This is a genomic window from Thiohalophilus thiocyanatoxydans, assembly GCF_004366735.1.
Lineage (GTDB): Bacteria > Pseudomonadota > Gammaproteobacteria > UBA6429 > Thiohalophilaceae > Thiohalophilus > Thiohalophilus thiocyanatoxydans.
This window is the reverse complement of record NZ_SOQX01000002.1, coordinates 531,018-555,747: the sequence shown is the minus strand read 5'-3', so window position 1 is coordinate 555,747 and position 24,730 is coordinate 531,018. Positions and strand designations below refer to the sequence as shown.

The window sequence follows — 24,730 nt, the reverse complement described above, 5'->3', positions numbered from 1 at the left end:
AAAGTTGATCTTTTTCTGACGCTGAAGCCTTGCATCTTTTTAGAGCCCCATGTTCGCCGCGATTGCCACGGCGATGGTGGCGGCGATGGCGCGGTCGTCGCGCCGTTCGGAGTAGTCGATCAGCTCCGGATGGGCTTCGACGAAGCCGGTATTAAAGTGTCCGGATTGGAATTCGGCGTTGCGCAGGATTTCCATGTGATAGGGAATGGTGGTTTTGACGCCGTAAACGCCGATATCCTGCAACGCGCGTAATGAGCGGTCGATAACCCCATCCCAGGTCGGTGCCCAGACAATCAGTTTGGCACACATGGAATCGTAATAGGGCGGGATCTCGTAACCGGTGTAGATGGCGCCGTCGGTGCGCACCCCGGGGCCGCCGGAGGCGAAGTAACGGGTAATACGCCCGAAGCTGGGCAGAAAGTCGTTTTTCGGGTCCTCGGCGTTGATCCGAAACTCGATGGCGTAGCCGTGACGCCGGATATCCTGCTGGCTGAAGCTCAGGGTCAGGCCCGAGGCGATGCGGATCTGCTCCTGGACGATGTCCACCCCGGTGATCGCCTCGGTCACCGGGTGCTCCACCTGCAGGCGGGTGTTCATCTCCATGAAGTAGAAATTCTCCTCGCTGTCCATCAGAAATTCCACCGTGCCGGCATTGGTATAGCCGACCGCCTCGGCGGCGCGCACGGCCAGATCGCCGATCAGCTGGCGCTGCTCGTCGTTGAGCTGGGGGGAGGGGGCGATCTCCAGCAGCTTCTGGTGGCGACGCTGGATGGAGCAGTCCCGCTCCAGCAGGTGGATCACGTTGCCGTGCTGGTCGGCGAGGATCTGCACCTCGATATGCCGCGGGTTGCCGATGTATTTTTCGATGAAGACCTCGGCACTGCCGAAGGCCTTCTCCGCCTCGGAGATGACCCGACCGTAGCTGCGGCGCAGTTCCGGCTCGTTGTCGCAGCGGCGAATACCCCGGCCGCCACCGCCGGAGGTGGCCTTGAGCATCACCGGGTAGCCGATCGCATCGGCCACCGCCACGGCGTCCTCCAGATCGGTGACATTACCCTCGCTGCCGGGGGTGACCGGCACGCCGGCCTGGCGCAGCAGGTCGCGGGCCTGGGTCTTGTCGCCCATCTGGCGGATCACCCGTGCCTCGGGGCCGATAAACTGGATATTACGCCGGGCGCAGATCTCCGCCAGTTCCGGATTTTCCGAGAGAAAGCCGTAGCCGGGGTGCAGGGCGTCACAGCCGGTGGCTACGGCCAGGTTGACCAGCCGATGGGCGTTGAGATAGCCGGCCACGGTGTCCGGGCCCAGGCTGTAGGCCTCGTCGGCCTTTTTGACATGCAGGGCATAGCGGTCGGCCTCCGAATAGACGGCCACCGATTTGATGCCCAGTTCCGTACAGGCCCGGATGATCCGCACCGCGATCTCGCCACGGTTGGCGATGAGGATTTTTTTGATCATCTAATGCCTTGAAAATAGTGTGTGAACAACGTTGGCGCCGGGCATTCACTGTTTATGTGAACGCACCGCGCCTGTCAAGCAGCCGCCCAGGGTGGCGGCGCGAGGGAGCCCGAATCGGGCCTTTGGGGATGTGGGCGAGTTCACGGAACAGCCCGATATACAAGGAATTTTTTGACACCATGACGGCACACCGATACAATTCGCGGCTTATGTCAAATCGGCAAGATCGGCTGCCGGTGCAGGTTGACCCCTATCGCCTGGCTGAACAAGGTCGGGAATATGACGGGGTGTTACCGCTGCGCCAGATGAAGCGCCTGTCGCCCTTGCTGGCGACGGATGAGGGCGGGGCGACGGTCAGCTTGCGCTTTGGTGTCGATGAGATGGGCGTGCGTTTTCTGCAGGGTTCGATCCGCGTCAGTCTGCAGTTGCGGTGCCAGCGTTGTCTCGAACCGATGGCATGGCCGGTCGATACCGAGCTGGCGCTGGGGTTTGTGGACTCCACGGCCGAGGCGGACCGCCTGCCGGGCGGCTATGAACCGTATATAGTAGAATCGGTCCCGCTGGTACTGGGCGATATAATCGAGGACGAACTGCTCCTCTCACTGCCGCAGATACCGATGCATGATTTGGACAACTGTCCGGCTCAGGAATATGTTGAGCCCCAGGACGAACAGGACGCACAACAGGACAAGGCCGGTCAGGACAATCCGTTTCAGGTCCTGGCCGATTTGAAAACACCGGATAAAGATTAAACGAGGTAATCCCGATGGCTGTTCAACAGAACAAGAAATCCCCTTCCCGGCGCGGCATGCGTCGTTCGCACGATGCGCTGGGCACCGCCGCGCTGTCGATTGAACCGACGACGGGGGAAACCCACCTGCGTCACCATGTCAGCCCCGATGGCTACTATCGTGGCCGCAAGATCATCGACAAGGGCGAGTAAGCCGCTCCGTCGCGCCGGCAGTCTGCCCCGCAGACGGGTTACCATGACACGATAATAACAGGGACACGGGACATGGAGTATTCCATGTCCCGTCTTTGCTTGGATCGCTGAAATTCAAATTGACAGTTTGATGACCAATACATCAATCACAATTGCACTGGACTGCATGGGCGGCGATTTTGGCCCGGATGTCGTCGTGCCGGCGGCTTTCAAGGCGCTCTCCCGCCATCCGGAACTGAATCTGATTCTGGTGGGCCAGGAAACGGTGATCGAACAGGCTATCCAGGCACAAAAGAAGACCAGCGAGCGCTTGTCGATCCATCATGCGACCGAGATCGTCGGCATGGACGAGTTGCCGTCCCAGGCCTTGCGCGGCAAGAAGGACTCTTCCATGCGTGTGGCCATCAACCTGGTCAAGGAGGGCACTGCCCAGGCCTGTGTCAGTGCCGGCAACACCGGTGCGCTGATGGCCACCGCCCGCTTCGTACTGAAGATGCTGCCCGGCATCGATCGTCCCGCCATCTGCACCACCTTGCCGACCATCGAAGGTCACACTCATGTACTGGATCTCGGTGCCAATGTCGATTCCGACGCCCAGACACTGCTCGAGTTTGCGGTAATGGGGGCGGCGTTGACCAGTGCGGCCAACAACCAGCATCAACCGACTATCGGCCTGTTGAACATCGGCGAGGAAGAAATCAAAGGCAATGAACGGGTCAAGGAAGCGGCACGCCTGCTGGGCAACAGTCATCTCAATTATATCGGTTACGTCGAAGGAGACGGCATCTTCAAGGGCGCCGCGGATGTGATCGTTTGCGACGGCTTTGTCGGCAATGTCATGCTCAAGACTACCGAAGGCGTGGCCAAGATGATCAGTTATTACATGAAGCAGGAATTCAAACGTAACCCGCTGACCCTGCTGGCCGGTCTGATCGCCATGCCGGTACTCAAAGCGTTTAAAAAACGCATCGATCCCCGAGAATACAACGGAGCCAGTCTGCTGGGCTTGCAGGGCATTGTGATTAAAAGCCATGGCAGTGCGGATGCCTACTCCTTTGCCACCGCGATTTCAGAAGCGGTGCTGGAAGTGAAAAAAGATGTGCCGACGCGTATTACCCGGGTGCTGGAAGGTCAAGTAGCAGAGAGGCAGACAAGTTGATCTATTCACGCATTAATGGCACCGGCAGCTACTTGCCTGAAAAGATCCTGACCAATCAGGATCTGGAAAAAATGGTGGAAACCTCGGACGAATGGATTACCGATCGTACGGGGATCAAGGAACGCCACATCGTGGAAAATGAAACCACCTGCGATCTCGCCGAGCAGGCCTCGCGTCGCGCGATTGAGGCGGCCGATCTCGAACCGGCGGACATCGATATGATCGTGGTCGCCACCACCACGCCCGATCGCGTATTTCCCAGCACCGCCTGCCTGTTGCAGCAACGCCTCGATATTCACGGCTGTCCGGCATTCGATATCCAGGCGGTCTGTACCGGTTTCGTTTATGCGTTAAGCGTGGCCGATCTCTACATCAAATCCGGCACGGTCAAAAATGCGCTGGTGGTCGGCGCCGAAACGCTTTCCAATATTATCGACTGGACCGATCGCAGCACCTGCGTGCTGTTCGGTGACGGCGCCGGCGCGGTGGTGCTCTCCGCCAGCGACGAGCCGGGCGTGCATTCCACCCACATTCATGCCGACGGCCAGTACAAGGAGCTGTTGACCGTCCCGGCCGGGATCGCCGAACATCCGGAGCAATTCAAGGACGGTACAGCCCGCATCCAGATGAAGGGCAACGAGGTCTTCAAGGTGGCGGTCAATACACTGGGTCGTATCGTCGACGAGACCCTGGCGGCCAACAACATGAGCAAGTCGATGATCGACTGGCTGGTGCCGCATCAGGCCAACATTCGCATCATCGCCGCCACCGCGCGCAAACTGGATATGTCGATGGACAACGTCGTCGTCACCGTGGGAGAACACGGCAACACCTCGGCCGCCTCGATCCCGCTGGCCTTCGACATCGCCGTGCGCGACGGACGAATTAAACGAGGTGAACTGATCATGCTGGAAGCCTTCGGCGGCGGCTTCACCTGGGGCTCGGCGCTGCTCACATTCTAGGTTGGTGGAAATTAACGCAGAGTTCGCGGAGGCGCAGAGGCGCAGAGACGAGAAATATAATGTTGAATGTTGAATGTTGAATTTTAAATTTTGAATTGTAGGCAGGCACTTGATTCAACATTCAAAATTCAGCATTCAACATTACGTAACATACTCCGCGGCTCCGCGCCTCTGCGCCCTCCGCGTTTGTTACCAGAGAATTCGAAAAGAGGTAAGAAATGACACTGGCGTTTGTTTTTCCCGGGCAGGGCTCACAATCCGAAGGCATGTTGAAGGATCTGGCCGAGGCCTATCCATTGGTGGGTGAGACCTTCGCGCAGGCTTCGGACAAGCTCGGTTATGACCTGTGGCAGATCGTGCAGAACGGACCGGCCGAGGATCTGAATCGGACCGATATCACCCAGCCGGCGATGCTGGCGGCGGGGGTGGCGACCTGGCGGGTCTGGCAGGCGCAGGGCGGGGCGATGCCGGCGGTCATGGCCGGTCACAGCCTGGGCGAGTACAGCGCGCTGGTCTGTGCCGGCAGCCTCGATTTTTCCGATGCCATCGCGCTGGTGGCCGAGCGCGGCCGCCTGATGCAGGACGCGGTCCCGGCCGGCGAGGGCGCCATGGCGGCGATTCTCGGGCTGGATGATGACGCGGTGCAGCAGGCCTGCGCGGATGCCGCCGACGGTGAGGTGCTGGCGCCGGTCAATTTCAACTCGCCCGGCCAGGTGGTCGCGGCGGGGAACAAAAGCGCGGTCGAGCGCCTGGTTAACCTGGCCAAGGAGCGTGGCGCCAAGCGCGCGCTGCTGCTGCCGGTCAGTGTGCCGTCCCACTGCAGCCTGATGCAGCCGGCGGCCGACAAGCTGGCCGGCGTGCTGGAGCAGATCCAGGTCAAGGTCCCGCAGACTCCGGTGATCAACAATGTGGATGTCGCCGCACCCACCGACCCGGCCGCCATTCGTGACGCGCTGGTGCGCCAGCTCTCCAACCCGGTGCGCTGGGTCGAAACCGTACAGAAAATGGCCGCCGACGGCGTGGATCGTCTGATCGAATGCGGCCCCGGCAAGGTGCTGGTCGGCCTGAACAAACGGATCGACAAGAGCATGGCCGCCGAAGCCATCTTCGATAGCGCATCCCTTGATGCGGCGCTGAACACGGATTGAAGGGATTAACCACGAAGGCTCGAAGACACGAAGTGATTTAATAGGGTTTCTTCGTGACTTCGCGTCTTCGTGGTGAAAATTAAGCAAGAATTGGGAGAGAACCTATGAGCCTTGAAAACGAAATTGCCTTTGTCTCCGGTGCCAGTCGCGGTATTGGCAAGGAGATCGCGCTGGAGCTGGGGCGTCAGGGCGCGAAAGTGATCGGTACGGCGACCTCCGAGGACGGTGCCGGCAAGATCACCGCTTATTTAAAGGAGAACGGGATCGAGGGCATGGGGGTGATGATGGATGTCACCGACTCGGCCAGTATCGATGCCGCTCTCAAGCAGGTGGAAGCCAGCTATGCGGCGCCGAGCATTCTGATCAACAATGCCGGCATCACTCGTGACAACCTGCTGATGCGTATGAAAGACGAGGAGTGGGAAGATATTATCAACACCAACCTGAATTCCATCTTCCGTCTGACCAAGGCCTGCCTGCGGCCGATGAGCAAGGCCAAAAAAGGCCGGATTATCAGCATCGCCTCGGTGGTGGGGGTTTCCGGCAACGCCGGGCAGGCCAACTACGCGGCGGCCAAGGCCGGGGTCATCGGCTTCAGCAAATCGCTGGCCCGGGAAGTGGGCTCGCGCGGCATCACCGTCAACGTGGTGGCCCCCGGGTTCATCGACACCGATATGACCCGGGCCCTGCCCGAGGCCCAGCGTGAGGCGCTGCTGGGGCAGATCCCGCTGGCCCGGCTGGGGGAGCCGGCGGAAATTGCCAAGGCGGTCGCCTTCCTGGCCTCACCCGGCGCGGCCTATATCACTGGCGAGACACTGCACGTCAACGGCGGGATGTATATGGCCTAGATTACTGTAAGTTGATGAATTTAATAGACTAATACGGGTGTCAAAGTGCGGGGTGTTTAACGGTCTGGAATGTGGCATATTGACCATGATTTCACTACAATAGCGGCCGCACACAGCGCTCAGGGCTGAAAGTTTCAAACATTAAGAGGATGAAAACACATGAGCAGTGTTGAAGAACGCGTAGAAAAAATCGTAGTTGAACAATTGGGCGTGAAGGCGGAAGAGGTCACCAAAGAAGCGTCTTTCGTTGATGATCTGGGCGCAGATTCACTGGATACCGTGGAATTGGTGATGGCTCTGGAAGAAGAGTTCGAAACCGAGATTCCGGATGAAGACGCCGAGAAGATTACCACCGTTCAGCAGGCCATCGATTACATTAACAACAACGTTAAGTAATCGACCTGCTAAGCGTTTCTGCAGGCCGCACCACGTTAAACTGTGAGTGCGGCCTTTTGCTTATATTCCGTCTCGCCATCAATAGCAACGACTGCTAAGAGGACTCACCGTGTCAAAACGTCGTGTTGTTGTCACCGGCATGGGTATGTTGTCGCCCGTCGGTAATAACGTCAAAACAGCCTGGGAAAATATTCTGGCCGGCAACAGCGGCATCGGTCCGATTGACCATTTCGATGTGTCCGGGTTTGCAGTACGTTTCGGCGGTTCGGTTCGGGATTTTGATGTTAGCAGCATCATGTCCAGCAAGGATGCGCGCAAGATGGATACCTTTATCCATTACGGCATCGCCGCGGCCATTGAGGCAATCGAGCACAGCGGGCTGGAAGTGTCCGAGAGTAACGCCGAGCGCATAGGCGTGTCGATCGGGTCAGGTATCGGCGGTCTGGGTACGATTGAAAAGAACTACGAAGCTTTCGAGAAAGGCGGTCCGCGCAAGTTCTCGCCATTTCTGATTCCCGCTTCGATCATCAACATGATCTCCGGCAACCTGTCGATCCGTTACGGCTTCAAGGGACCGAACATCGCCCTGGTCACCGCCTGCGCCACCGCGACCCACAGCATCGGCGATGCGGCGCGTCTGATCGAATACGGCGATGCCGATGTGATGATCGCCGGTGGTGCCGAAATGGCGACCACCCCCTCCGGGCTGGGCGGTTTTGCCGCGGCCCGTGCCCTGTCCACGCGTAACGACGATCCGCAAACCGCCAGCCGCCCCTGGGATCAGGAGCGCGACGGGTTTGTTCTGGGTGACGGTGCCGGTGTCGTGGTGCTGGAAGAGTACGAACAGGCCAAAGCACGCGGTGCGACCATTTATGCCGAAGTGATTGGCTACGGTATGAGCGGTGATGCGTATCATATGACCTCGCCGTCGGAAGGCGGCGAGGGGGCGGCCCGCTGCATGAATGCCGCATTGAAAAACGCGGCCATCGATCCGCAGCAGATCGATTACATCAATGCCCACGGCACTTCGACCCCGGCGGGCGATGCCGCGGAAGTCGCCGCCGCCAAACGCACGTTCGGCGATCGCGCCTACAAACTGGCGATGAGTTCCACCAAATCGATGACCGGCCATCTGCTGGGCGCCGCCGGCGGGATCGAGGCGATCTTCACCTGCCTGGCGATCCGCGATCAGGTGGCTCCGCCGACGATCAATATTTTCAATCCAAGCGAGAACTGCGATCTCGATTTCGTCGCCGGCGAAGCCCGGCCGATGAAGATCGACACAGCACTGTCCAACTCGTTCGGCTTCGGCGGCACCAACGGCACCCTGGTCTTCTGCAAACCGACTTAGGCCCTTCGGGCCAGGTTCTAGTTACTAGCAGCTAGCAGCTAGGACCTGATTACTGTCGACCTGGGACACAAAGTCGGTTTAGTGACTGTAAGGTGGTTCAGCGAGAGACTCTCATGCCAAGCACCGAAACCAAACAGGTCGACCTGCTGGCATTACACCGCCTGAACCCTGAACGCTATCCCTTTTTGTTGCAAAGCGCCGTGATGGCGGAACCGCGGCCGGTGACGGCGCGCTATGACATCCTGTTTGCTTTCCCGGGTGACAGTTACGCCCTGTGGTCGGATAATCGCATTACCCGCAACGGGCAGTCTTATAGTGAAGGCGATTTTCTTGAATTACTGGATCGGCTCTGGCGCGAAGAACAACTCGATGCGGGGATGTCTGATGATCTGCCCTTTACCGGGGGCTGGTTTGTTTATCTGGGCTATGAACTGGCCGGACAGATTGAACCGCGGCTGACCCTGCCAATGGATAGTGAGCAACCCGTTGCGGTGCTGACACGGATTCCGGCGGCGGTGATCCATGATCATCAAACGGGGCAAACCACGCTGCAGGCCGAACCCGGTCAGGAGTCGAAACTGGCGCAAATGGCGCAGGATGTTGAACATGTCACCGGACTGGCGCGTAATGCGCTGCCGGCAATCTCGGTCAAAATGGAAGCGGATGATCCGCAACATTATCTGCGCGGCGTCGAGCGAGTAAAACATTACATCGTCGAAGGTGATGTGTTTCAGGTGAATCTGTCGCGCGGTTGGCAGGGTAGCGTGACGCCGTCACCGGCAGCGGATCTTTATCAGCAGTTATGCCACGCCAACCCGGCACCATTTGCCGCCCTGGCGCAATTGCCGGGGTTGAATGTCATCAGTTCCTCGCCCGAACGACTGGTCAAGGTTGCTGACGGGTGTATCGAAACCCGCCCGATCGCCGGAACCCGGCCACGGGGCAAGGAGCAACACGGCGATACAGCCAATCTGCAGGAGCTGATCGGCCATCCCAAGGAGCGCGCCGAACATATTATGCTGATCGATCTGGAGCGCAATGACCTGGGACGGGTCTGCGAGCCGGGCAGTGTCGAGGTCGACGAGCTGATGGGGCTGGAAACCTACGCCCATGTGCATCACATCGTCTCCAATGTCACGGGCCGACTGCGCAGGGACGTAACCCCGGGCAAGGTGATTCGCGCGGTATTTCCGGGCGGCACCATTACCGGCTGTCCCAAGGAGCGCTGCATGGCGATCATCGCCGAACTCGAACAGGTCCCGCGCGGTGCCTATACCGGCTCACTGGGCTATCTGAATCATAACGGCGATCTCGATCTGAATATTTTAATCCGCACCATTACCCAGCAGCATGAACACATCGCTTTACGCGCCGGCGCGGGCCTGGTGTTCGATTCGATTGGGGAAAACGAGCTGCAGGAAACCGAACACAAGGCTCGCGGTATGTTGCTGGCACTGGGGAGTGAGCGCTGATGCTGGCCTGTCGGATTAACGGTATCGAGAGCCGCCAGCTGGCGATCACCGACCGCGCCTGTCAGTACGGCGACGGGCTGTTCGAGACCCTGGCGGTGCGCAATGGCAAGGTCGAGTTTCTCGACGCCCATCTGCAGCGGCTGGCCGACGGGGCACAACGTCTGGGTATCCCGATGCCCGATCCCGCTCTGTGGCGCACCGACATCCGGGAGATCGTGAGCGGCCGCCAGCAGGCGGTGCTGAAATTGATCCTCACTCGCGGTTCGGGTGGACGGGGTTATCTGGCGCCCGCTGATCCGGTGGTCAGTCGCATTGTGATGCTCCACCCCTGGCCGGCGCACCCGGTCGAGTATGTCGAACAGGGTGTGCGCTTGCGCTTTTGCAGCATCCGCCTGGCCGAGCAACCGCAACTGGCCGGGATCAAGCACCTGAACCGGCTGGAGCAGATACTCGCTCGTCGCGAGTGGGATGCCGAGACGATTCAGGAAGGGGTGATGCTGGATACACAGGATCGGCTGATCGAGGGCACCATGAGTAATCTTTTCTGGCTAAAGGGTGACACACTGCATACCCCGGACTTATCAGCCTGCGGCGTACAGGGTATTATGCGCCAGCAGATCATCGACCTGGCCCCGACCCTGGGATTGAGTGTGGCGATCGGTCATTATCCCCGTCAGGCACTGGACGAGGCGGATGGTCTGTTTTTGACCAACAGCGTGATCGGTCTCTGGCCGGTGCGACAACTGGAAGCGCGTTTGTTCGATTCCCTCCCGGGGCTCAAACAGATTCAGGATAAACTCGACGCAGTACGATGGCAGCATGCGGAAACTGATTTTTAGACTGGCAGGAGTCATGGTAGTGCTTGCCGTGGTGGCGGGCAGCTGGTTGTGGATGGATTATCGTCAATATCTCTCCTCTCCCTTACCCTTGCCCGATGAGGCACCCCTGGTATTCGAGGTCGAGCCCGGTTCAAGCCTGAAGCGGATTGTTAACGATCTGGCCGAGCAGGGCGTGATTGAAAAGCCCCGTTATATTCTCGCCAACGCGCGCCTGACCGGGAACGGCACCCGTATCCATGTCGGGGAATATCGCCTCGAGACGGGTATGCAGGTCAATGATTTTATTAACATGCTGTACCAGGGCAAGGTTATTCAATACTCCCTGACCCTGATCGAGGGCTGGAACTTCAAACAGATGATGGAGGCCATCCAGACCACGCCGCAGCTGGAACAAAAGACACTGGGCTTGTCGGACAAGGTGATCATGCAGGCTATTGGCCACGAGGACAAACATCCCGAAGGGCGGTTTATGGCCGATACCTATCGCTTTACCCGCGGCATGAGCGATGTGGACATTCTCACACGAGCGTATAACGCCATGTCGAAATATCTCGCGGAGCAATGGCCGAAGCGCGCTGATGACTTGCCGTATGATACGCCTTACGAAGCACTGATCATGGCGTCGATCGTCGAAAAAGAGACCGGCGTACCGGACGAGCGTGACACCATCGCCGGGGTGTTCGTCAACCGGCTGGAGAAAGGCATGCGGCTGCAGACCGATCCCACCGTGATCTATGGCATGGGCGACGATTATGACGGCAATATTCAGCGTCATGATCTGCGCACCGACACCCCCTACAACACCTATACCCGGGGCGGGCTGCCGCCGACGCCCATCGCCATGCCGGGGCGCGAGGCGATTCATGCCGCCCTGCATCCCGAGGATACCGAGTATCTCTATTTTGTTTCCCGGGGTGACGGCAGTCACTACTTTTCCAAAAATCTGGAAGAACATAATCAGGCGGTGATCAAATACCAGCTCAAGGGGCGCAAGCGTCCCTTCTCTTCCTACAATAACGACAAAGAGGAAAAGCAATGAGCGGTTATTTCATTACCGTCGAAGGCGGCGAGGGTGTTGGCAAAAGCAGCAACCTGGGGTTTATTGAAAGCTGGCTGCGCGAAGCGGGCAAAGATGTGGTCATGACCCGCGAACCGGGCGGCACCGCGCTGGGCGAGAAAATCCGCGAGCTGTTGCTGGATGCCGGGCAAAACAACATGATGGTGGATACCGAGCTGCTGTTGATGTTTGCCGCCCGGGCGCAGCACCTGGAGGAGGTGATCAAACCGGCCCTGGCCGAGGACAGATGGGTGGTCTGTGACCGTTTTACCGATGCCACCTACGCCTACCAGGGCGGCGGGCGCGGTGTCGATTTTCAGCGCATCGCCCAGCTGGAGCAGTGGGCGCAGGGCAATCTGCGCCCCGATCTCACCCTGCTGCTGGATATGCCGGTCCAGCAGGGGCTGCAACGGGCCGGGCGGCGCAGCGCGCCGGACCGCTTCGAGCGGGAGCAGCAACACTTTTTCGAGCGGGTCCGGGAGACCTATTTGATCCGGGCCCGCCAGGAACCCGGCCGCTTCCGGGTGATCGACGCGGCGCCGGCCCTGGAACAGGTGCAACAACAGATTACCGCGGTATTATCGGTCCTGATATGACGATTCCGGTTACACAATGGCACGCCGCTGCCTGGCAGCAGTTGCAGGCCAGCCGCCAGCAACAGCGGCTGCCTCATGCCCTGTTGCTCAGCGGGGAGGCGGGCATTGGCAAGGCCGAATTCGCCGCCCAGGTGGCCGCCTCGCTGCTGTGCGAGCAGCCCGCCGCGGATGGCCGGGCCTGCGGTCACTGTCACGCCTGCCAGCGGGTGGCGGCACAGACCCACCCGGACCGGATTCAGCTGGCACCGGAGGAGCCGGGCAAACCGATCAAGGTGGACGCTATTCGCCAGCTCATCCAGGCGCTCTCCCTGACCGGCCATTACGGTCGTTACCGGGTGGTGCTGATGGAGCCGGCCGAAGTGATGAACTCCAATGCGGCCAACGCCTTTCTCAAGAGTCTGGAAGAGCCGCCGGCCAACACCCTGCTGATCCTGGTTACCTCGGCCCCGGCCCGCCTGCCGGCGACCATTCGCAGCCGTTGCCAGCCTCTGCGGCTGAAAAGCCCCGACAGCGCGGCCGCCGCCGCGTGGCTGAGCCAGGAATCCGGCGACAGCAGCCAGGCGGAGATTGAACTGGCCCTGCGCCTTACCGGTGGCGCCCCCTTGCTGGCGGCCCGGTACCTGCGTAACGGCTGGCTGGGGGAACGCCGGCGGCTGCTGCAGGCGCTGGCGGGTTGTGCCACCGGCGAGACCTCCCCCCTGGACGCCGCCACGCTGGCCACCCAGCTCCTGAAGCTGGATCGACAGTTACCGATATACTGGATGTATTACTGGGTTGCCGATTTTATCCGCCTGGCCTATGATGATAACAATATTAAAAACAATGACATGACAAGCGATTTGCAGAAACTCCCCAGACAGGTGGAACAGCAGGCCCTGCACCGGCTGCTGGGCAAGCTGCAACAGGCCCGGCGCCTGACCGAAACGACCGTCAACCCGCAGTTACTCTGGGAAGACCTGATGATCGACTGGTCCAGCTTGTTTGCCGACCAGCGCGGCTAACCGACCAACGCGAACGAGGATTTTATGGCAGCAGAACCTCCCAAAGCGCCCGGTGGCGGTCGACAGGGTATTCTCTCGTTGACCATCAAGGACAAAAGCGCGCTTTATGCCGCCTATATGCCCTTTGTCAAAAACGGCGGGCTGTTCATTCCCACCAGTAAAAGCTACAACCTCGGCGACGAGGTCTTCATGCTGCTGACCCTGATGGAAGAGAAGGAAAAATTGCCGGTCGCCGGCAAGATCGTCTGGATCACCCCCAAAGGCTCCCAGGGGAACCGCGCCGCCGGCATTGGCGTGCAGTTCAGCGAACAGGACGGCGGCAACGCCCGCACCAAGATCGAAACCTACCTGGCCGGCGCCCTCAAATCCGATCGGCAGACCCACACGATGTAAACAACAGGGCCGAGGGACGAGGGCCGGGATAAAAGGCCCGTTTGTTTTCCTCGTTACTCGTACCTCGTACCTCGTTACTTTTCTGTTGTATCATAGACGGCCAAATTCACCGGTGATATTAAAGCTTTATGTATCTGGTCGATTCCCATTGTCATCTTGATCGTCTCGATCTCGAACCCTTCGACGGCAAGCTCGAAGGTGCGCTGCAAAACGCCCGCGAGCACGGGGTGGAGCACATGCTGTGCGTCTGCATCAACATGGAAAACCGCACCGAGGTGCTGGATGTCGCCCGCCAGTACGACTTCATTTCCGCGTCCGTGGGCGTGCATCCCAATGAGGATGAAGGCCACGATCCGGAGGTCGATGAATTGGTCGAACTGGCGGCGGATGAGAACATCGTCGCCATCGGCGAGACCGGTCTGGATTACTTTCGCAGCGAAGGCGATCTCCAATGGCAACGGGACCGTTTCCGCCGCCACATCGCCGCCGCCAAACAGAGTGACAAGCCGCTGATCATCCACATGCGTGACGCCACCGATGATACCTTGCGCGTCATGCAAGAAGAGGGCGCCGACGAGATCGGCGGCGTCATGCACTGTTTCGTCGAGGACTGGGAGACCGCCAAAAAAGCGCTGGATCTCAACTTCCACATCTCTTTTTCCGGCATCGTCACCTTCAAAAACGCCAAGGCGCTGCAGGAAGTGGCGAAAAACGTCCCGGCCGACCGCTACCTCGTCGAAACCGACTCCCCCTATCTCGCCCCGGTCCCGTACCGCGGCAAAAGCAATCAGCCCGCCTGGACCCGCCACGTCGCCGAATTTATCGCCGAACTGCGCGGGACGGAAGTTGAGACGATTGCTGAACAGACAACCCACAATTACTTTGAGCTTTTCAGACATGACAGACAGTAAATATGAAGTGGGCGAAAGCCCGATCCACGGCAAGGGGCTGTTTGCCACGGCGCCGATCAAAAAAGGTGAATTCCTGGGGAATCTCAAGACCCGTGCGGCGAAAAAGGACGGGCCCTATGTGCTGTGGTGTGATGATGGCAAGGGGCGTGAGGTGATCTGCGATTTTCGCTTTATCAATCACTCGCGCAAGGCGAATGTGGCCTATTACGACGATCTGACCGTGATGGCGCTCAAGAACATCAAGCCCGGTGAGGAGCTGGTGCACAATTACGGGGATGAGTGGGAAGATTGAGGATGCGGTGGCTCCGCATTGCCTGAGCCACCCTGCAATCCGGGTCGGTGTAAATAACCTGATAAATCTATAAAAACAAAAAGTTACGAGTTATTTCTCAACCCATTTCTCTCCGCTTTTCCGATACTTTTTCTTGACTGCACTCCAGGCCACCTTGTGCGCCGTGGCCTCACGGTCGTCCTGATCCGCATATTCCTCCCAGGCGTGGTTGAAGGCTTCCTTGTAGATATGCTGAGCCTTGTTGGGCAGGTGATTGCGCACCGAATCGGGGAGTTCATCAATACGGTCGTAGGGCATGGTAATAAGTTCTGAGTTCTGAGTTCCGAGTTCCGAGTGCTTAGCCTGAATGCCGGATACCGCGTTGCTATATCCGGCCTACCTCTAAGAACTAAGTACTCAGAACTCAGAACTCAGAACTCAGAACTAAGCACTATCGCCCACCGGGCGAGGTTTGCCCTGTTCGTCGATGGCGACGTAGGTGATTTCGGCTTCGGCGACGCGGTCGCATTCGTCGGTGCCGCGGCTGCGTTCGGCGAAGCCTTCGATCATGACCCGGATGGAGGTGTTGCCGACGTGGATCACCCGCGAATAGAGGCTGACCAGGTCGCCGACGTAGACCGGGTTGATGAAGCGGAATTCGTTGACCGCGATGGTGACGATGCGCCCGCGGGCCCGGCGATAGGCGGCGATGCTGCCGGCAATATCCACCTGGGACATGAGCCAGCCGCCGAAGATGTCGCCGGAGGCGTTGGTGTCGGCCGGCATGGCCATGACCCGGATCTGGGGTTCTTCGCCCCGGGGCAGTTTGTCGGAGTGCAGGCTTTCGCTCATCAGTGGCCCTTGTAGAAGCGGTCGATGTCATCCCGGAACTTGTCGATCAACTCATTGCGTTTGAGTTTCAGGGTCGGGGTGATCAGACCCTCTTCGATAGTCCAGGGCGCCAGGGTTGCCTTGACGCAATAGATATTCGCATAGCCGGGAAAGTCGTGCAGCTGGTGATTGATCTTGTCCAGCAGCAGCTTGATGATGGTCTCGTTCTCCAGGCTGGCGCTGTCATCGGGATCGAGGTTGTAATCACCGGCGATTTTCTGCCAGCTGTCGGGATTGAGGACGGTGATACAGCTTAAAAAGGGTTTGCCTTCGCCGATGACCATGGCCTGATCGAAGAGGGGATCGCTGGCGATGGCCATTTCGATATCGGCCGGCGGGACCTTCTCGCCGTTGGCCATGACGATGATGTCCTTGATGCGCCCGGTGATATAGACAAAGCCGTTGTCGATCCGCGCCACATCGCCGGTATGCAGCCAACCCTGATCGTCGATGAGCTCGCGCGTGGCCTCCTCGTTGTTCCAGTAGCCTTTCATGATGCCGGGACTGCGCACCAGCAGTTCGTCGTTCTCGCCCAGTTGGACTTCCACATCGTCGAGCACCGTGCCGACACTGGCGGGATCGTTATTGTCGCGGCGATTGACGGTCGCTACCGGACTCAGTTCGGTCATGCCATAGCCCTGCAGCAGCGGCAGACCCAGGCCGATAAAGGTTCGGGCGACATCGGTGGGCAGCGGCGCGCCCCCGCAGACGGCGATGCGCAGCCGTCCGCCGAGTTTTTGCATGATTTTCTTCGCCACCAGCGCTTTAAAAACGGGCCAGAGCAATTGTCCCGGACGCCAGTGATCGCGACCCTGCTGGTGTTCGAACATTTGCCAGCCGGTGGCCACCGCGCCGAGAAACAGTTTGCGGGCCAGGGGGGATTTGGTTTCCAGCTGCGCCTTGATCTTGTTGTTGACCCGTTCGTAGATCCGCGGCACCGAGACCAGAATGGTCGGCCGGATGCTCACTAGGTCCTCGGCCAGTTGTTCAATGGAGCGTGCATAGGCCACGGTGGAACCGGCCACCATGGGCAGATAATAACCCGCGGTGCGCTCGAACATGTGTGACAACGGCAGGAAGGAGAGATACATGTCATCGTTATAAAAGCGCTCGCACTTCGCGCAGGCGCAGGCATTCCAGAGAATATTCTCGTGGCTCAGCATCACCCCCTTGGGTTTGCCGGTGGTGCCCGAGGTGTAGACAATCGAGGCCAGATCCCGGGGTTCGATATCGGGCAGAGCCGGTCTGGTGTGTTTGTCGGGGAGCCATTGGTCGATGGCAGTAAGGCGGTCAGCTTCCTGATGGTCAAGATAGTGCAGGCTGATAAAGCGTTGGACCGTACCGAGGCGATCCATGACACCCTGCAGCACTTGCCAGTGTTCCTCGCCTTCGAACAGCAGGCATTTAACATCGGCATTGTCGATAATGTAGGCGATGTTGTCGGGACGATCGTTGGTGTACAGGGGCACGACCACCAGGCCCAGCCCGAGGGCGGCCTGCTCGAACTTGACCCATTCGGGGCAGTTGCGCAGGATCAGCCCGACGCGCGCGCCACTCTCCAGGTTTTCCCGCGCGAGCGCCGCCTGCCAGCGGGCGACGTCATCGGCCATTTGTTGCCAGTTGATATCCTCCCATTGTTCACTCTCGGTGTAGTAGTGACGATAGGCAATGCGTTGCGGACTGCGCCGCACCCGTTCCTGAAACAGGCCGTGCAGGTTGCCGGCGTCTTCCTGGCTGATCAGATCGCTTATTTGACTCATGCGCTGTTCCTGTTAATCCATCAGTGGAACTGAGACCAGCCGCTGTCGGGGGTGAAGCGGGGGCCATAACGTTGCTGTAACTGGCTGAGCATCTTCTCCACCTGCTCGTATCCGCGTGAATTCGCATACTGCAACGGGCCGCCGCGGAACGGGGCGAAGCCGGTGCCGAAGATCACACCGGCGTCGGCCAGATCCGCATCGTCGATCACCTTATCGCGCAGACAGGCGACCGCTTCATTGATCAGGCGCAGAATCATGCGATCCTGAATGTCGGCCGGGGGCGTATAGCTTTTATCAGGCTTCGGTTTGACCGGCTTGCCTTTTTTGAAGGTGTAAAAGCCCTGGCCGCTTTTCTTGCCCAGGTTGCCCTTGTTCACCAGCGTGCGCAGCGCCTCGGGAACCTGAATCTCCATTGACTCGGAGAGGATCTCCGCAACCTTGAGACAGATATCCAGCCCGACCGTGTCGGCCAGTTCGATCGGCCCCATCGGCATGCCGAATTTGACCGCTTCATCATCAATGACTTTCAACGGGATACCTTCGTCGGCGAGCGTGACAGCTTCCATCAGATACGGCATCAACACCCGGTTGACCAGAAAGCCCGGCTTGCTGGCCACCGGCAGGGGCAATTTGCGTATGGATTTGGTGAAACTGCCGGCCTGATTCACACTCTCTTCGCTGGTTTGTTGACCGTGGACGATTTCCACCAGCGGCATTTTGGCCACGGGATTGAAAAAGTGCAGCCCCACCAGTCGCTGCGGTTTGTTCAGTGCCGTGGCCAGTTTTTCCAGCGGGATGCTGGAAGTGTTGGTCGCAATCAGGGCGTGTTCCGGCAGCTTCGGTTCGATGTCGCGCAGCAGATCCTGTTTGACCTGCACGTCCTCGAAGATCGCCTCGATCACAATATCCGCACGCTTGAGGCCATGGCCATGGGGATCGGGGATGAGCCGATCCATGGCGCCATTGATCGCAATGCGGGCCTTCAGTTTGCTTTTGTATAACGTGTGCGCCGCCTTGATCACCCGGCCGATGGCCTCGGTCTTCTGGTCCTGGATCGTGACCTGAAAACCCTGCATGGCGCACCAGGCGGCAATGTCGCCGCCCATGACCCCGGCGCCGATCACATGCACCTGTTTGGGGGCATAATCGATCTGTCGGCCGAGGGATTTCATCTGTTCCTGCAACTGGAACACCCGGACCAGATTGCGCGCGGTCTTGCCGACGATCAGCCGGGCGACGGATAACGCTTCTTCCTTGAGCATCTGCTGGCGGTCGTCGAAATGGTTCTGCCACAGATCGAGTAAGGCGTAGGGCGCCGGGTAATGGGCCCGCGGCGCCTTGGCGGCGACTTTTTTGGCCATGTATTTGGCCAGCCAGGGACGCAGCCATTTATGGTTCAGCCACGGCATCCAGAAGGGCAGTGTCTGTTTGGCCGGTGGATGCAACACGGTCCGGGTTGCGGCATTGAGCAGATGACGTTTGGGTACCGCATGCTGGATCAATTTCATCCGTTTGGCGGCACGCGCCGAGAGGGTGCGGCCGGTCAGCATCAGATCCAGGGCATTGAGCGGGCCGAGGGTCTCGATGCTGCGCACGGTCCCGCCAAAGCCGGGATGGATCCCGAGCTTCACTTCCGGCAGGCCGATACGGGTGGCCGGATCCTCGTCGGCGATGCGATAGCGACAGGCCAGTGACAGTTCCAGTCCGCCGCCCAGACAAAAGCCGTGGATCAATGCCACCGTCGGGCAGGGCAGATGCTCCAGTTTATTGACGATCGTGTGGCCGCGCTCGATGGCGGCCTGGGCTTCGCCCTGATCGTTGAATTCGGTGAACTCCTTGACGTCAGCGCCGGCGATAAAGCCATTGCTCTTGTCGGATAACAGAATGACCCCGCGCGGGGGTTTGCTGAGCAGTTGATTCAGTATCTCGTCCAGTTCGTTAAGGACGTCGGCCGAGAGGGTATTGGTACTGCTGTTGGCCTTGTCCAGATGCAACCAGGCAATGTGCTGTTCATCGTGGACGACGTGCCAGTTCTGATAGTTTGTCGTTGCCATTATTTTTTTATCCTGTTTGCGTTACGCGGATTCGATCAGCATGGCGCCACCCTGGCCGCCGCCGATGCAGAGGCTGGCCATGCCGCGTTTGGCATTGTGTTGTTTCAGGACCTGCAACAGGTGCAGCACGATACGCGCCCCGCTGGTGCCGACCGGATGACCGAGGCTGATGCCGCCACCGTCCACATTGAGCCGCTGCTGATCGACGCTGCCCATGGCGCCGCGCAGACCCAGTTCGCTCTTGCAGTAACTGCTGTCCTCCCAGGCGCGCAGACAGGCCAGCACCTGGGCGGCGAAGGCTTCGTTGATCTCCCAGTAATCGATGTCTTCAGGTTTGAGTTTGTGGCGTTGCATCAGCGGTGTCATGGCATGCACGGGACCGAGGCCCATCTGGGCCGGATCCAGTCCCGCCCAGTTGGCGTCGACAATCCGGCCGAGCACCGGCAGGTTGTGTTCCTTGACCGCCTTTTCACTGGCCAGCAGCAGCATGGCGGCGCCGTCGGTCACCTGGGCGCTGTTGCCGGCGGTGACGTTACCGAACGGCTTGTCGAATACCGGCTTCAGATTGCCCAGTTGTTCTACCGTGCTGTCGGCGCGGATGCCGTCATCATGGTCGTAGACCTTGCCGCGAGTGTCATACAGCGGCTCGATCTCGTCCATCCGGCCTTCCTTCTGGGCGGTGGCCAGGCGATGATGGCTGCGTACCGCGAACTCATCCATCTCCTGGCGGCTGACGCCAAAACGCCAGGCCAGGTTTTCGGCGGTCTGGCCCATGGAGAGGCCGACCACCGGATCGGTGAGCCCGCGCAACAGGCCGATGACCGGTTTGAAATGTTGCGGGCGCAACTGGCCGAGGGTCTTGAGCCGCTGGGTAAATGTTTTGGCGCTCATCCAGGCGCCCAGCCAGCCGACCATCTCCTCGGTCCAGAGCACCGGGGCGTGGCTCATTGCTTCGACGCCGCCGGCCAGCACCAGATCGGCACGGCCGATGGCGATGTCCTTGGCGGCACTGTCCAGCGCCTGCATGCCCGAGGCGCAGTTGCGTTGTACGGTCCAGGCCGGCACATGCTCTCCGAGACCCAGCCGCAGGCTCACCACCCGGGCAATATTCGCTTCATCGGGGCCGGGCATGACGCAACCGGTGATCACCTCGTCGATCAGGCCGGGATCAAAGGCCTGGCGTAACAGCAGTGGGCGGGTGCAACCGAGCAACAGATCGGCGGCGGCAAACGGCCCCGGTTTGTTGCGCGCCTTGAGATGCGGGGTGCGGCTGCCGTCCACGATATAGACCGGGCGTTGGCCGCCGGCACCGCTACTGCTGGCGGTCTTCTTGCGGGTGGCGGCTTTTTTCGTGGTTTTTTTCTTTGCTTCTGCCATGGAGTAACCTTTGCTATTTGAGGTCGGGGCCGAAATCATCCACCTTGATCACCTCGCGCCGTGCGGCATCGGCGGCACGGACGGTCTCGGCCTCCTGTTCACTGATAATAGCCTGTTTGAGCGCGGCGTGTAACAGCCCCTCCAGACCGTGGTAATCCGGCTCGTAATCGGTCAGTTGATCGCGGATCCGTTTTTCGATGGGTTCGGCGGCAATCACCTTGTGCAACGCATCCTCGATCCGTTGCAGAGGCTCGTCACTGGCATGGGGCTGGTACAAGCCTTCGCCGAGTCGCTCGCGGGCCTCGCCGGGATTGATCAGCAGGCGGGCGACACCGTGGCCGAGTTTGTCGCCGGGCTGCTTGAAGTGTTGTCCCCAGGGAAAGACCATCCAGCGCATCACCCAGGCAATGGGACGATTGGGAAGGTTTTGCAACAACCCGTCGAAGGCGCGCTGCATTTCAAACAGCGCATGCTGACAACACCAGTGCAACAGCGGCTCGTCCTGTTTCGGATGGGCCTGATCCTCGAAGCGCTTGAGACAGGCCGAAGCCAGATAGAGCTGGCTGAGAATGTCGCCGAGGCGGCCGGAGAGTTTCTCCTTGCGCTTGAGATCGCCGCCCAGCGTGAGCAGGGCGACGTCGGTCATCAGCGCAAAGGCCGCACTCATGCGGGTCAGTTGCTGATAATAGCGGCGTACCGGCCGGCGACCGGGCGCCCAGACCAGACGCGCGCCGGTCAGCCCGTGGAACAGGCTGCGGAACATGTTTTTGGTCGTAAAGCCAATGTGGCTGAACAGGGCGCGATCGAAGTTTTCCAGCGAGGCGTCGGCATCTTCCATGCCCATCGCTTCCAGCTCCTTGAAGATATAGGGGTGGCTGCGGATCGCGCCCTGGCCGAAGATGATCATGGTGCGGGTGAGAATGTTGGCGCCTTCGACCGTGATGCTGATCGGGGTGGACTGATAACCCCGGGCAAGAAAGTTGCGCGGGCCCAGACAGATGCCGGCACCGCCCAGCACATCCATGCCGTCGTTGATCACCTGACGCATGCCCTCGGTCAGATGGTATTTGACGATGGCGGAGATGACCGACGGTTTTTCGCCATGATCCAGCGCCACGGCAGTCAGTCCGCGCGCGGCATCCATCATATAGGTGTAGGCGCCGATCCGCGCCAGGGCCTCCTCGACGCCTTCGAAACGGCCGATAGGCAGCTTGAACTGGCGGCGAATACGGGCATAGCCGCCGACCGCGCGGGTGACCAGCTTGCCGGCGCCGACGCTCAGCGCCGGCAGGGAGATCCCGCGTCCGTCGGACAGGCATTCCATCAACATGCGCCAGCCCTGACCGACCCGATCCTGGCCGCCGATGATCCAGTCCATGGGAATGAACACATCCTTGCCGCTGTTGGGTCCGTTCATGAACGTCACATTGAGCGGAAAGTGACGCCGGCCGATGTTAACCCCGGGGGTGTCGGTGGGAATCAGCGCCAGCGTAATACCCAGATCGTCCTCGTCACCGAGCAGGTGATCGGGATCATAAAGGTGAAAGGCCAGTCCCAGCAGCGTGGCCACCGGTCCCAGGGTGATATACCGTTTCTCCCAGGTGACGCGCATCCCCAACACGTCTTTCTGGCCCTGAAAGTCCTGGCGACAGACGATGCCGTAATCGGGCATGGATCCCGCATCGCTGCCGGCTTCGGGGCTGGTCAGGGCGAAGCAGGGGATCTCCTCGCCTTTGGCCAGCCGCGGCAGGTAATGGTTTTTCTGCTCCTCGGTGCCGTATTCGAGCAGCAGCTTGGCCGGGCCCAGCGAGTTGGGCACCATCACTGTCACCGCGCCGGTGATACTGCGGGTCGCCAGTTTCATGACGATGGCCGAGTGGGCCAGGTTGGAATAGTCGAGGCCGCCGTACTCCCTGGGGATAATCAGGCTCAAAAAGCCCTGTTCTTTTATATACTGCCAGGCCTGCTCGGAGAGATCGTAACGTTCGCTGGTGATCGTCCAGTCATCGAGCATCTGGCAGAGTTTTTCCACCGGCCCGTCGAGAAACGCCTGTTCCTCGGCCGAGAGAATCGGCGCCGGCAGGCTGCGCAGTTTGCTCCAGCGCGGACGGCCGCTGAACAGTTCGCCGTCCCACCAGACCGATCCGGCTTCCAGGGCTTCACGTTCGGTCTGGGACATGCGTGGCGAGACCCGTTTGAACAACGTCAACAAAGGCCGGGAGATCCAGTGTTGTCGCCAGCCTTTGACTTTCCGGGTCACGCTGTTCATGGGATGTCTCCTTTGCGCATGATGCTGCCATCCACCGTCATTATTTAGAGTCACGTTCCTGGTAGAACGTTCACTCGTGTAAAGACTTTATCCCGTTCCCGCCGGGTTCGTGTCGTTTATGGCACCGCCTCTCCCGTATACCCGGGGTTTGACGTCTGCGCCCTCGCGCAGCGAATCGTTACCTCACTTGCCGGTTTGACGCTGTGCTGATGTAAAACTTTCATCCTTTTCCTGACTTTATGCGTCCCGGTCGGGTTCAGCAAGCCCGGTTAACGGCTTAGTCCGTACCCGTGTTGGCCATTTGCAGACCCTGTACAATTTTCGCCCATGGCGTATAAAAATGGGGTGAAAAGCGGATGCCGCCACCACGCCGGGCGCACAGCACGTGTTGTTCCATTAACCTGCTATAGAGTTGCTCGGCCGGTATCTGCCTGTGTTTGAATACCACGATTCCTGCATAACGTCCTGCTTGCGTATCGGTGAGTAGTTCGAGGTTGGGAAACTGGCCAATGGCCTCGAACATACGCTGGCTGTTTTCCAGCACCTGCTGTTCGATCGTTGCCATGCCGATCGCCTCGAGCAGGGAGAGGCTGGCATCCAGGGTGTGAATGCAGAGCATGTTGGGACTGCCGCATTCGAAACGGCGCGCGCTGTGCGCCGGTATCCAGTGCGGGTTATCGAAGTCGCCCATCTCTTCGACCATGTGCCAGCCATACTCCAGCAGTTGCAGGCGTTCACGGCTTTGCGGTCGGGTGTAAAACAGGGCCAGCCCTTCGGGGCCCAGCATCCACTTGTGCCCGTCGGCCATGACAAAGTCGGCGCCGCAGGCCTGCACATCCATTTCCACCGCGCCGATGCTCTGGATCGCATCGACGCAAAACAGGATGTCCTGTTTGCGGCACTGTTCACCCAGTTGTTCCAGGTTGACCCGCAACCCGGAGGCATACTGGACCGAGCTGATGGCCAGCAATCGGGTGTTCGAATCCATGGCGTCGATCAGGGCCGCTTCCGGTGACTTGTCACCGTGCAGGTTAACCTGGCGCACTTCCACGCCACGGGGCTTTAGCGATTCCCAGACAATCCGGTTGGAGGGAAATTCCTCGTCGCTGATGACGATATTCTCCCCGGGCTGCCAGCTCAGGCCATAAGCCACCATGGAGAGCGCTTCGGAGGTGTTTTTCACCAGCGCAATATCCTCGGCAGCGGCATTGATCAGCCGGGCCAGACGCTCGCGCACCCGGGTTTCGGTCGTGACCCATTGCGGATAGTGCAGGGAACCGACCCGGTTGTTGTCGCGGGCAAAGGCTTCCACCGCCTCACGGGTTCGTCGGGGCCAGGGCCCCACCGCCGCATGATTGAGATGAATCAGATCATCCTGCAGGTTGAACTCCTGCTCGATCAACGCCGGAACATCACTCATCAGGATAAGCTACTCCATCTCGATAATCACTCAACCAATCGGCCAGGGACTGGCCTCCTGCAGCCTGCAGATTACATCCCAAACAAACAACCTCTCTGTGGGAGCCGAGCCCTCTCGGCGATTTTACCTCGACGAGATCGCAGCACCCTGTTCA

The 24,730-nt window shown here is 59.6% G+C and carries 24 protein-coding genes; 16 read left to right on the top strand and 8 right to left on the bottom strand.

The features are described from left to right. Positions 1 to 39: 39 nt before the first annotated feature. Positions 40 to 1,458, bottom strand: coding sequence for an acetyl-CoA carboxylase biotin carboxylase subunit (locus tag EDC23_RS06320; RefSeq protein ID WP_134082179.1), 1,419 nt, complete (start codon positions 1,456 to 1,458; stop codon positions 40 to 42). A 209-nt stretch (positions 1,459 to 1,667) separates the two neighbouring features. On the opposite strand from EDC23_RS06320, the gene EDC23_RS06315 reads away from it, so the two are divergent. The 16 genes from EDC23_RS06315 (at position 1,668) to EDC23_RS06240 (ending at position 14,826) form a co-directional block, all read left to right on the top strand. Continuing rightward, on the top strand, positions 1,668 to 2,210 hold the full coding sequence (locus EDC23_RS06315) for a YceD family protein (RefSeq protein WP_166668786.1): 543 nt from the start codon (positions 1,668 to 1,670) through the stop codon (positions 2,208 to 2,210). Between the two features lie 14 nt (positions 2,211 to 2,224). Next, positions 2,225 to 2,401: a 50S ribosomal protein L32 gene (gene rpmF / locus EDC23_RS06310; RefSeq protein ID WP_134082176.1), complete on the top strand. Its 177-nt coding sequence runs from the start codon at positions 2,225 to 2,227 to the stop codon at positions 2,399 to 2,401. 130 nt (positions 2,402 to 2,531) lie between these two features. Further along, on the top strand, positions 2,532 to 3,560 hold the full coding sequence (gene plsX / locus EDC23_RS06305) for a phosphate acyltransferase PlsX (RefSeq protein WP_134082175.1): 1,029 nt from the start codon (positions 2,532 to 2,534) through the stop codon (positions 3,558 to 3,560). Continuing rightward, positions 3,557 to 4,522 carry a beta-ketoacyl-ACP synthase III gene (locus tag EDC23_RS06300; protein ID WP_134082174.1) on the top strand — a complete coding sequence of 322 codons (966 nt, stop codon included), beginning with the start codon at positions 3,557 to 3,559 and terminating at the stop codon, positions 4,520 to 4,522. Before plsX ends, EDC23_RS06300 begins: the two co-directional genes overlap by 4 nt. A gap of 218 nt (positions 4,523 to 4,740) precedes the next feature. Continuing rightward, positions 4,741 to 5,670, top strand: a complete 930-nt coding sequence (gene fabD, locus EDC23_RS06295) for an ACP S-malonyltransferase (RefSeq protein ID WP_134082173.1) — start codon at positions 4,741 to 4,743, stop codon at positions 5,668 to 5,670. A gap of 104 nt (positions 5,671 to 5,774) precedes the next feature. Beyond that, entirely contained in the window at positions 5,775 to 6,518 is a 744-nt protein-coding gene (fabG, locus tag EDC23_RS06290) for a 3-oxoacyl-ACP reductase FabG (protein WP_134082171.1), read from the top strand. 159 nt (positions 6,519 to 6,677) lie between these two features. Continuing rightward, on the top strand, positions 6,678 to 6,914 hold the full coding sequence (gene acpP, locus EDC23_RS06285; protein ID WP_134082170.1) for an acyl carrier protein: 237 nt from the start codon (positions 6,678 to 6,680) through the stop codon (positions 6,912 to 6,914). A 109-nt stretch (positions 6,915 to 7,023) separates the two neighbouring features. Then, positions 7,024 to 8,265 (top strand): beta-ketoacyl-ACP synthase II, encoded by a 1,242-nt coding sequence (gene fabF / locus EDC23_RS06280; RefSeq protein ID WP_134082169.1) that lies wholly within the window; start codon positions 7,024 to 7,026, stop codon positions 8,263 to 8,265. 113 nt (positions 8,266 to 8,378) lie between these two features. After that, on the top strand, positions 8,379 to 9,737 hold the full coding sequence (locus EDC23_RS06275; RefSeq protein WP_134082168.1) for an aminodeoxychorismate synthase component I: 1,359 nt from the start codon (positions 8,379 to 8,381) through the stop codon (positions 9,735 to 9,737). Further along, the gene (gene pabC, locus EDC23_RS06270; protein ID WP_134082166.1) at positions 9,737 to 10,576 is read left to right on the top strand and encodes an aminodeoxychorismate lyase; all 840 of its coding nucleotides are present in this window, start codon (positions 9,737 to 9,739) and stop codon (positions 10,574 to 10,576) included. Before EDC23_RS06275 ends, pabC begins: the two co-directional genes overlap by 1 nt. A 13-nt stretch (positions 10,577 to 10,589) precedes the next feature. Then, positions 10,590 to 11,615, top strand: a complete 1,026-nt coding sequence (mltG, locus tag EDC23_RS06265; protein ID WP_243830727.1) for an endolytic transglycosylase MltG — start codon at positions 10,590 to 10,592, stop codon at positions 11,613 to 11,615. Further along, positions 11,612 to 12,229 carry a dTMP kinase gene (gene tmk / locus EDC23_RS06260; protein ID WP_134082164.1) on the top strand — a complete coding sequence of 206 codons (618 nt, stop codon included), beginning with the start codon at positions 11,612 to 11,614 and terminating at the stop codon, positions 12,227 to 12,229. The genes mltG and tmk overlap by 4 nt, the downstream gene beginning before the upstream one ends. Continuing rightward, on the top strand, positions 12,226 to 13,230 hold the full coding sequence (locus EDC23_RS06255; RefSeq protein WP_134082163.1) for a DNA polymerase III subunit delta': 1,005 nt from the start codon (positions 12,226 to 12,228) through the stop codon (positions 13,228 to 13,230). Before tmk ends, EDC23_RS06255 begins: the two co-directional genes overlap by 4 nt. Before the next feature lie 24 nt (positions 13,231 to 13,254). Next, positions 13,255 to 13,623, top strand: coding sequence for a PilZ domain-containing protein (locus EDC23_RS06250; protein ID WP_134082161.1), 369 nt, complete (start codon positions 13,255 to 13,257; stop codon positions 13,621 to 13,623). Between the two features lie 128 nt (positions 13,624 to 13,751). Further along, a complete protein-coding gene (locus EDC23_RS06245; RefSeq protein WP_134082160.1) occupies positions 13,752 to 14,534 on the top strand; it encodes a TatD family hydrolase in 783 nt (260 codons plus the stop codon). After that, positions 14,521 to 14,826, top strand: coding sequence for an SET domain-containing protein (locus tag EDC23_RS06240; RefSeq protein WP_134082159.1), 306 nt, complete (start codon positions 14,521 to 14,523; stop codon positions 14,824 to 14,826). The genes EDC23_RS06245 and EDC23_RS06240 overlap by 14 nt, the downstream gene beginning before the upstream one ends. A gap of 90 nt (positions 14,827 to 14,916) precedes the next feature. Here the strand turns inward: EDC23_RS06240 and EDC23_RS06235 are convergent, their stop codons facing one another. The 7 genes from EDC23_RS06235 to EDC23_RS06205 all read right to left on the bottom strand — a co-directional run bounded on the left by EDC23_RS06235 (position 14,917) and on the right by EDC23_RS06205 (position 24,576). Beyond that, positions 14,917 to 15,123 (bottom strand): ChaB family protein, encoded by a 207-nt coding sequence (locus EDC23_RS06235; RefSeq protein ID WP_134082158.1) that lies wholly within the window; start codon positions 15,121 to 15,123, stop codon positions 14,917 to 14,919. A 126-nt stretch (positions 15,124 to 15,249) separates the two neighbouring features. Further along, entirely contained in the window at positions 15,250 to 15,657 is a 408-nt protein-coding gene (locus EDC23_RS06230) for an acyl-CoA thioesterase (protein WP_134082157.1), read from the bottom strand. Further along, entirely contained in the window at positions 15,657 to 17,456 is a 1,800-nt protein-coding gene (locus EDC23_RS06225; RefSeq protein ID WP_134082155.1) for an AMP-dependent synthetase/ligase, read from the bottom strand. The genes EDC23_RS06230 and EDC23_RS06225 overlap by 1 nt, the downstream gene beginning before the upstream one ends. 20 nt (positions 17,457 to 17,476) lie before the next feature. Further along, positions 17,477 to 19,510, bottom strand: a complete 2,034-nt coding sequence (locus EDC23_RS06220) for a 3-hydroxyacyl-CoA dehydrogenase NAD-binding domain-containing protein (RefSeq protein WP_134082154.1) — start codon at positions 19,508 to 19,510, stop codon at positions 17,477 to 17,479. Between the two features lie 21 nt (positions 19,511 to 19,531). Further along, positions 19,532 to 20,887 carry an acetyl-CoA C-acetyltransferase gene (locus EDC23_RS06215; RefSeq protein ID WP_134082153.1) on the bottom strand — a complete coding sequence of 452 codons (1,356 nt, stop codon included), beginning with the start codon at positions 20,885 to 20,887 and terminating at the stop codon, positions 19,532 to 19,534. 13 nt (positions 20,888 to 20,900) lie between these two features. Beyond that, positions 20,901 to 23,156, bottom strand: a complete 2,256-nt coding sequence (locus EDC23_RS06210; RefSeq protein ID WP_134082152.1) for an acyl-CoA dehydrogenase — start codon at positions 23,154 to 23,156, stop codon at positions 20,901 to 20,903. Positions 23,157 to 23,433: 277 nt separating this feature from the next. Further along, complete coding sequence (locus tag EDC23_RS06205) at positions 23,434 to 24,576, bottom strand: aminotransferase class V-fold PLP-dependent enzyme (RefSeq protein WP_134082150.1); 1,143 nt, start codon at positions 24,574 to 24,576, stop codon at positions 23,434 to 23,436. Positions 24,577 to 24,730: the final 154 nt, after the last annotated feature.

Excerpts from the sequence above, each read along its gene's own strand:
- EDC23_RS06320 (WP_134082179.1), bottom strand. The coding sequence starts at position 1,458 with ATGATCAAAAAAATCCTCATCGCCAACCGTGGCGAGATCGCGGTGCGG.
- EDC23_RS06315 (WP_166668786.1), top strand. The coding sequence starts at position 1,668 with ATGTCAAATCGGCAAGATCGGCTGCCGGTGCAGGTTGACCCCTATCGC.
- rpmF (WP_134082176.1), top strand. The coding sequence starts at position 2,225 with ATGGCTGTTCAACAGAACAAGAAATCCCCTTCCCGGCGCGGCATGCGT.
- plsX (WP_134082175.1), top strand. The coding sequence starts at position 2,532 with ATGACCAATACATCAATCACAATTGCACTGGACTGCATGGGCGGCGAT.
- fabD (WP_134082173.1), top strand. The coding sequence starts at position 4,741 with ATGACACTGGCGTTTGTTTTTCCCGGGCAGGGCTCACAATCCGAAGGC.
- fabG (WP_134082171.1), top strand. The coding sequence starts at position 5,775 with ATGAGCCTTGAAAACGAAATTGCCTTTGTCTCCGGTGCCAGTCGCGGT.
- acpP (WP_134082170.1), top strand. The coding sequence starts at position 6,678 with ATGAGCAGTGTTGAAGAACGCGTAGAAAAAATCGTAGTTGAACAATTG.
- EDC23_RS06275 (WP_134082168.1), top strand. The coding sequence starts at position 8,379 with ATGCCAAGCACCGAAACCAAACAGGTCGACCTGCTGGCATTACACCGC.
- pabC (WP_134082166.1), top strand. The coding sequence starts at position 9,737 with ATGCTGGCCTGTCGGATTAACGGTATCGAGAGCCGCCAGCTGGCGATC.
- mltG (WP_243830727.1), top strand. The coding sequence starts at position 10,590 with ATGGTAGTGCTTGCCGTGGTGGCGGGCAGCTGGTTGTGGATGGATTAT.
- tmk (WP_134082164.1), top strand. The coding sequence starts at position 11,612 with ATGAGCGGTTATTTCATTACCGTCGAAGGCGGCGAGGGTGTTGGCAAA.
- EDC23_RS06255 (WP_134082163.1), top strand. The coding sequence starts at position 12,226 with ATGACGATTCCGGTTACACAATGGCACGCCGCTGCCTGGCAGCAGTTG.
- EDC23_RS06250 (WP_134082161.1), top strand. The coding sequence starts at position 13,255 with ATGGCAGCAGAACCTCCCAAAGCGCCCGGTGGCGGTCGACAGGGTATT.
- EDC23_RS06245 (WP_134082160.1), top strand. The coding sequence starts at position 13,752 with ATGTATCTGGTCGATTCCCATTGTCATCTTGATCGTCTCGATCTCGAA.
- EDC23_RS06240 (WP_134082159.1), top strand. The coding sequence starts at position 14,521 with ATGACAGACAGTAAATATGAAGTGGGCGAAAGCCCGATCCACGGCAAG.
- EDC23_RS06235 (WP_134082158.1), bottom strand. The coding sequence starts at position 15,123 with ATGCCCTACGACCGTATTGATGAACTCCCCGATTCGGTGCGCAATCAC.
- EDC23_RS06230 (WP_134082157.1), bottom strand. The coding sequence starts at position 15,657 with ATGAGCGAAAGCCTGCACTCCGACAAACTGCCCCGGGGCGAAGAACCC.
- EDC23_RS06225 (WP_134082155.1), bottom strand. The coding sequence starts at position 17,456 with ATGAGTCAAATAAGCGATCTGATCAGCCAGGAAGACGCCGGCAACCTG.
- EDC23_RS06220 (WP_134082154.1), bottom strand. The coding sequence starts at position 19,510 with ATGGCAACGACAAACTATCAGAACTGGCACGTCGTCCACGATGAACAG.
- EDC23_RS06215 (WP_134082153.1), bottom strand. The coding sequence starts at position 20,887 with ATGGCAGAAGCAAAGAAAAAAACCACGAAAAAAGCCGCCACCCGCAAG.
- EDC23_RS06210 (WP_134082152.1), bottom strand. The coding sequence starts at position 23,156 with ATGAACAGCGTGACCCGGAAAGTCAAAGGCTGGCGACAACACTGGATC.
- EDC23_RS06205 (WP_134082150.1), bottom strand. The coding sequence starts at position 24,576 with ATGAGTGATGTTCCGGCGTTGATCGAGCAGGAGTTCAACCTGCAGGAT.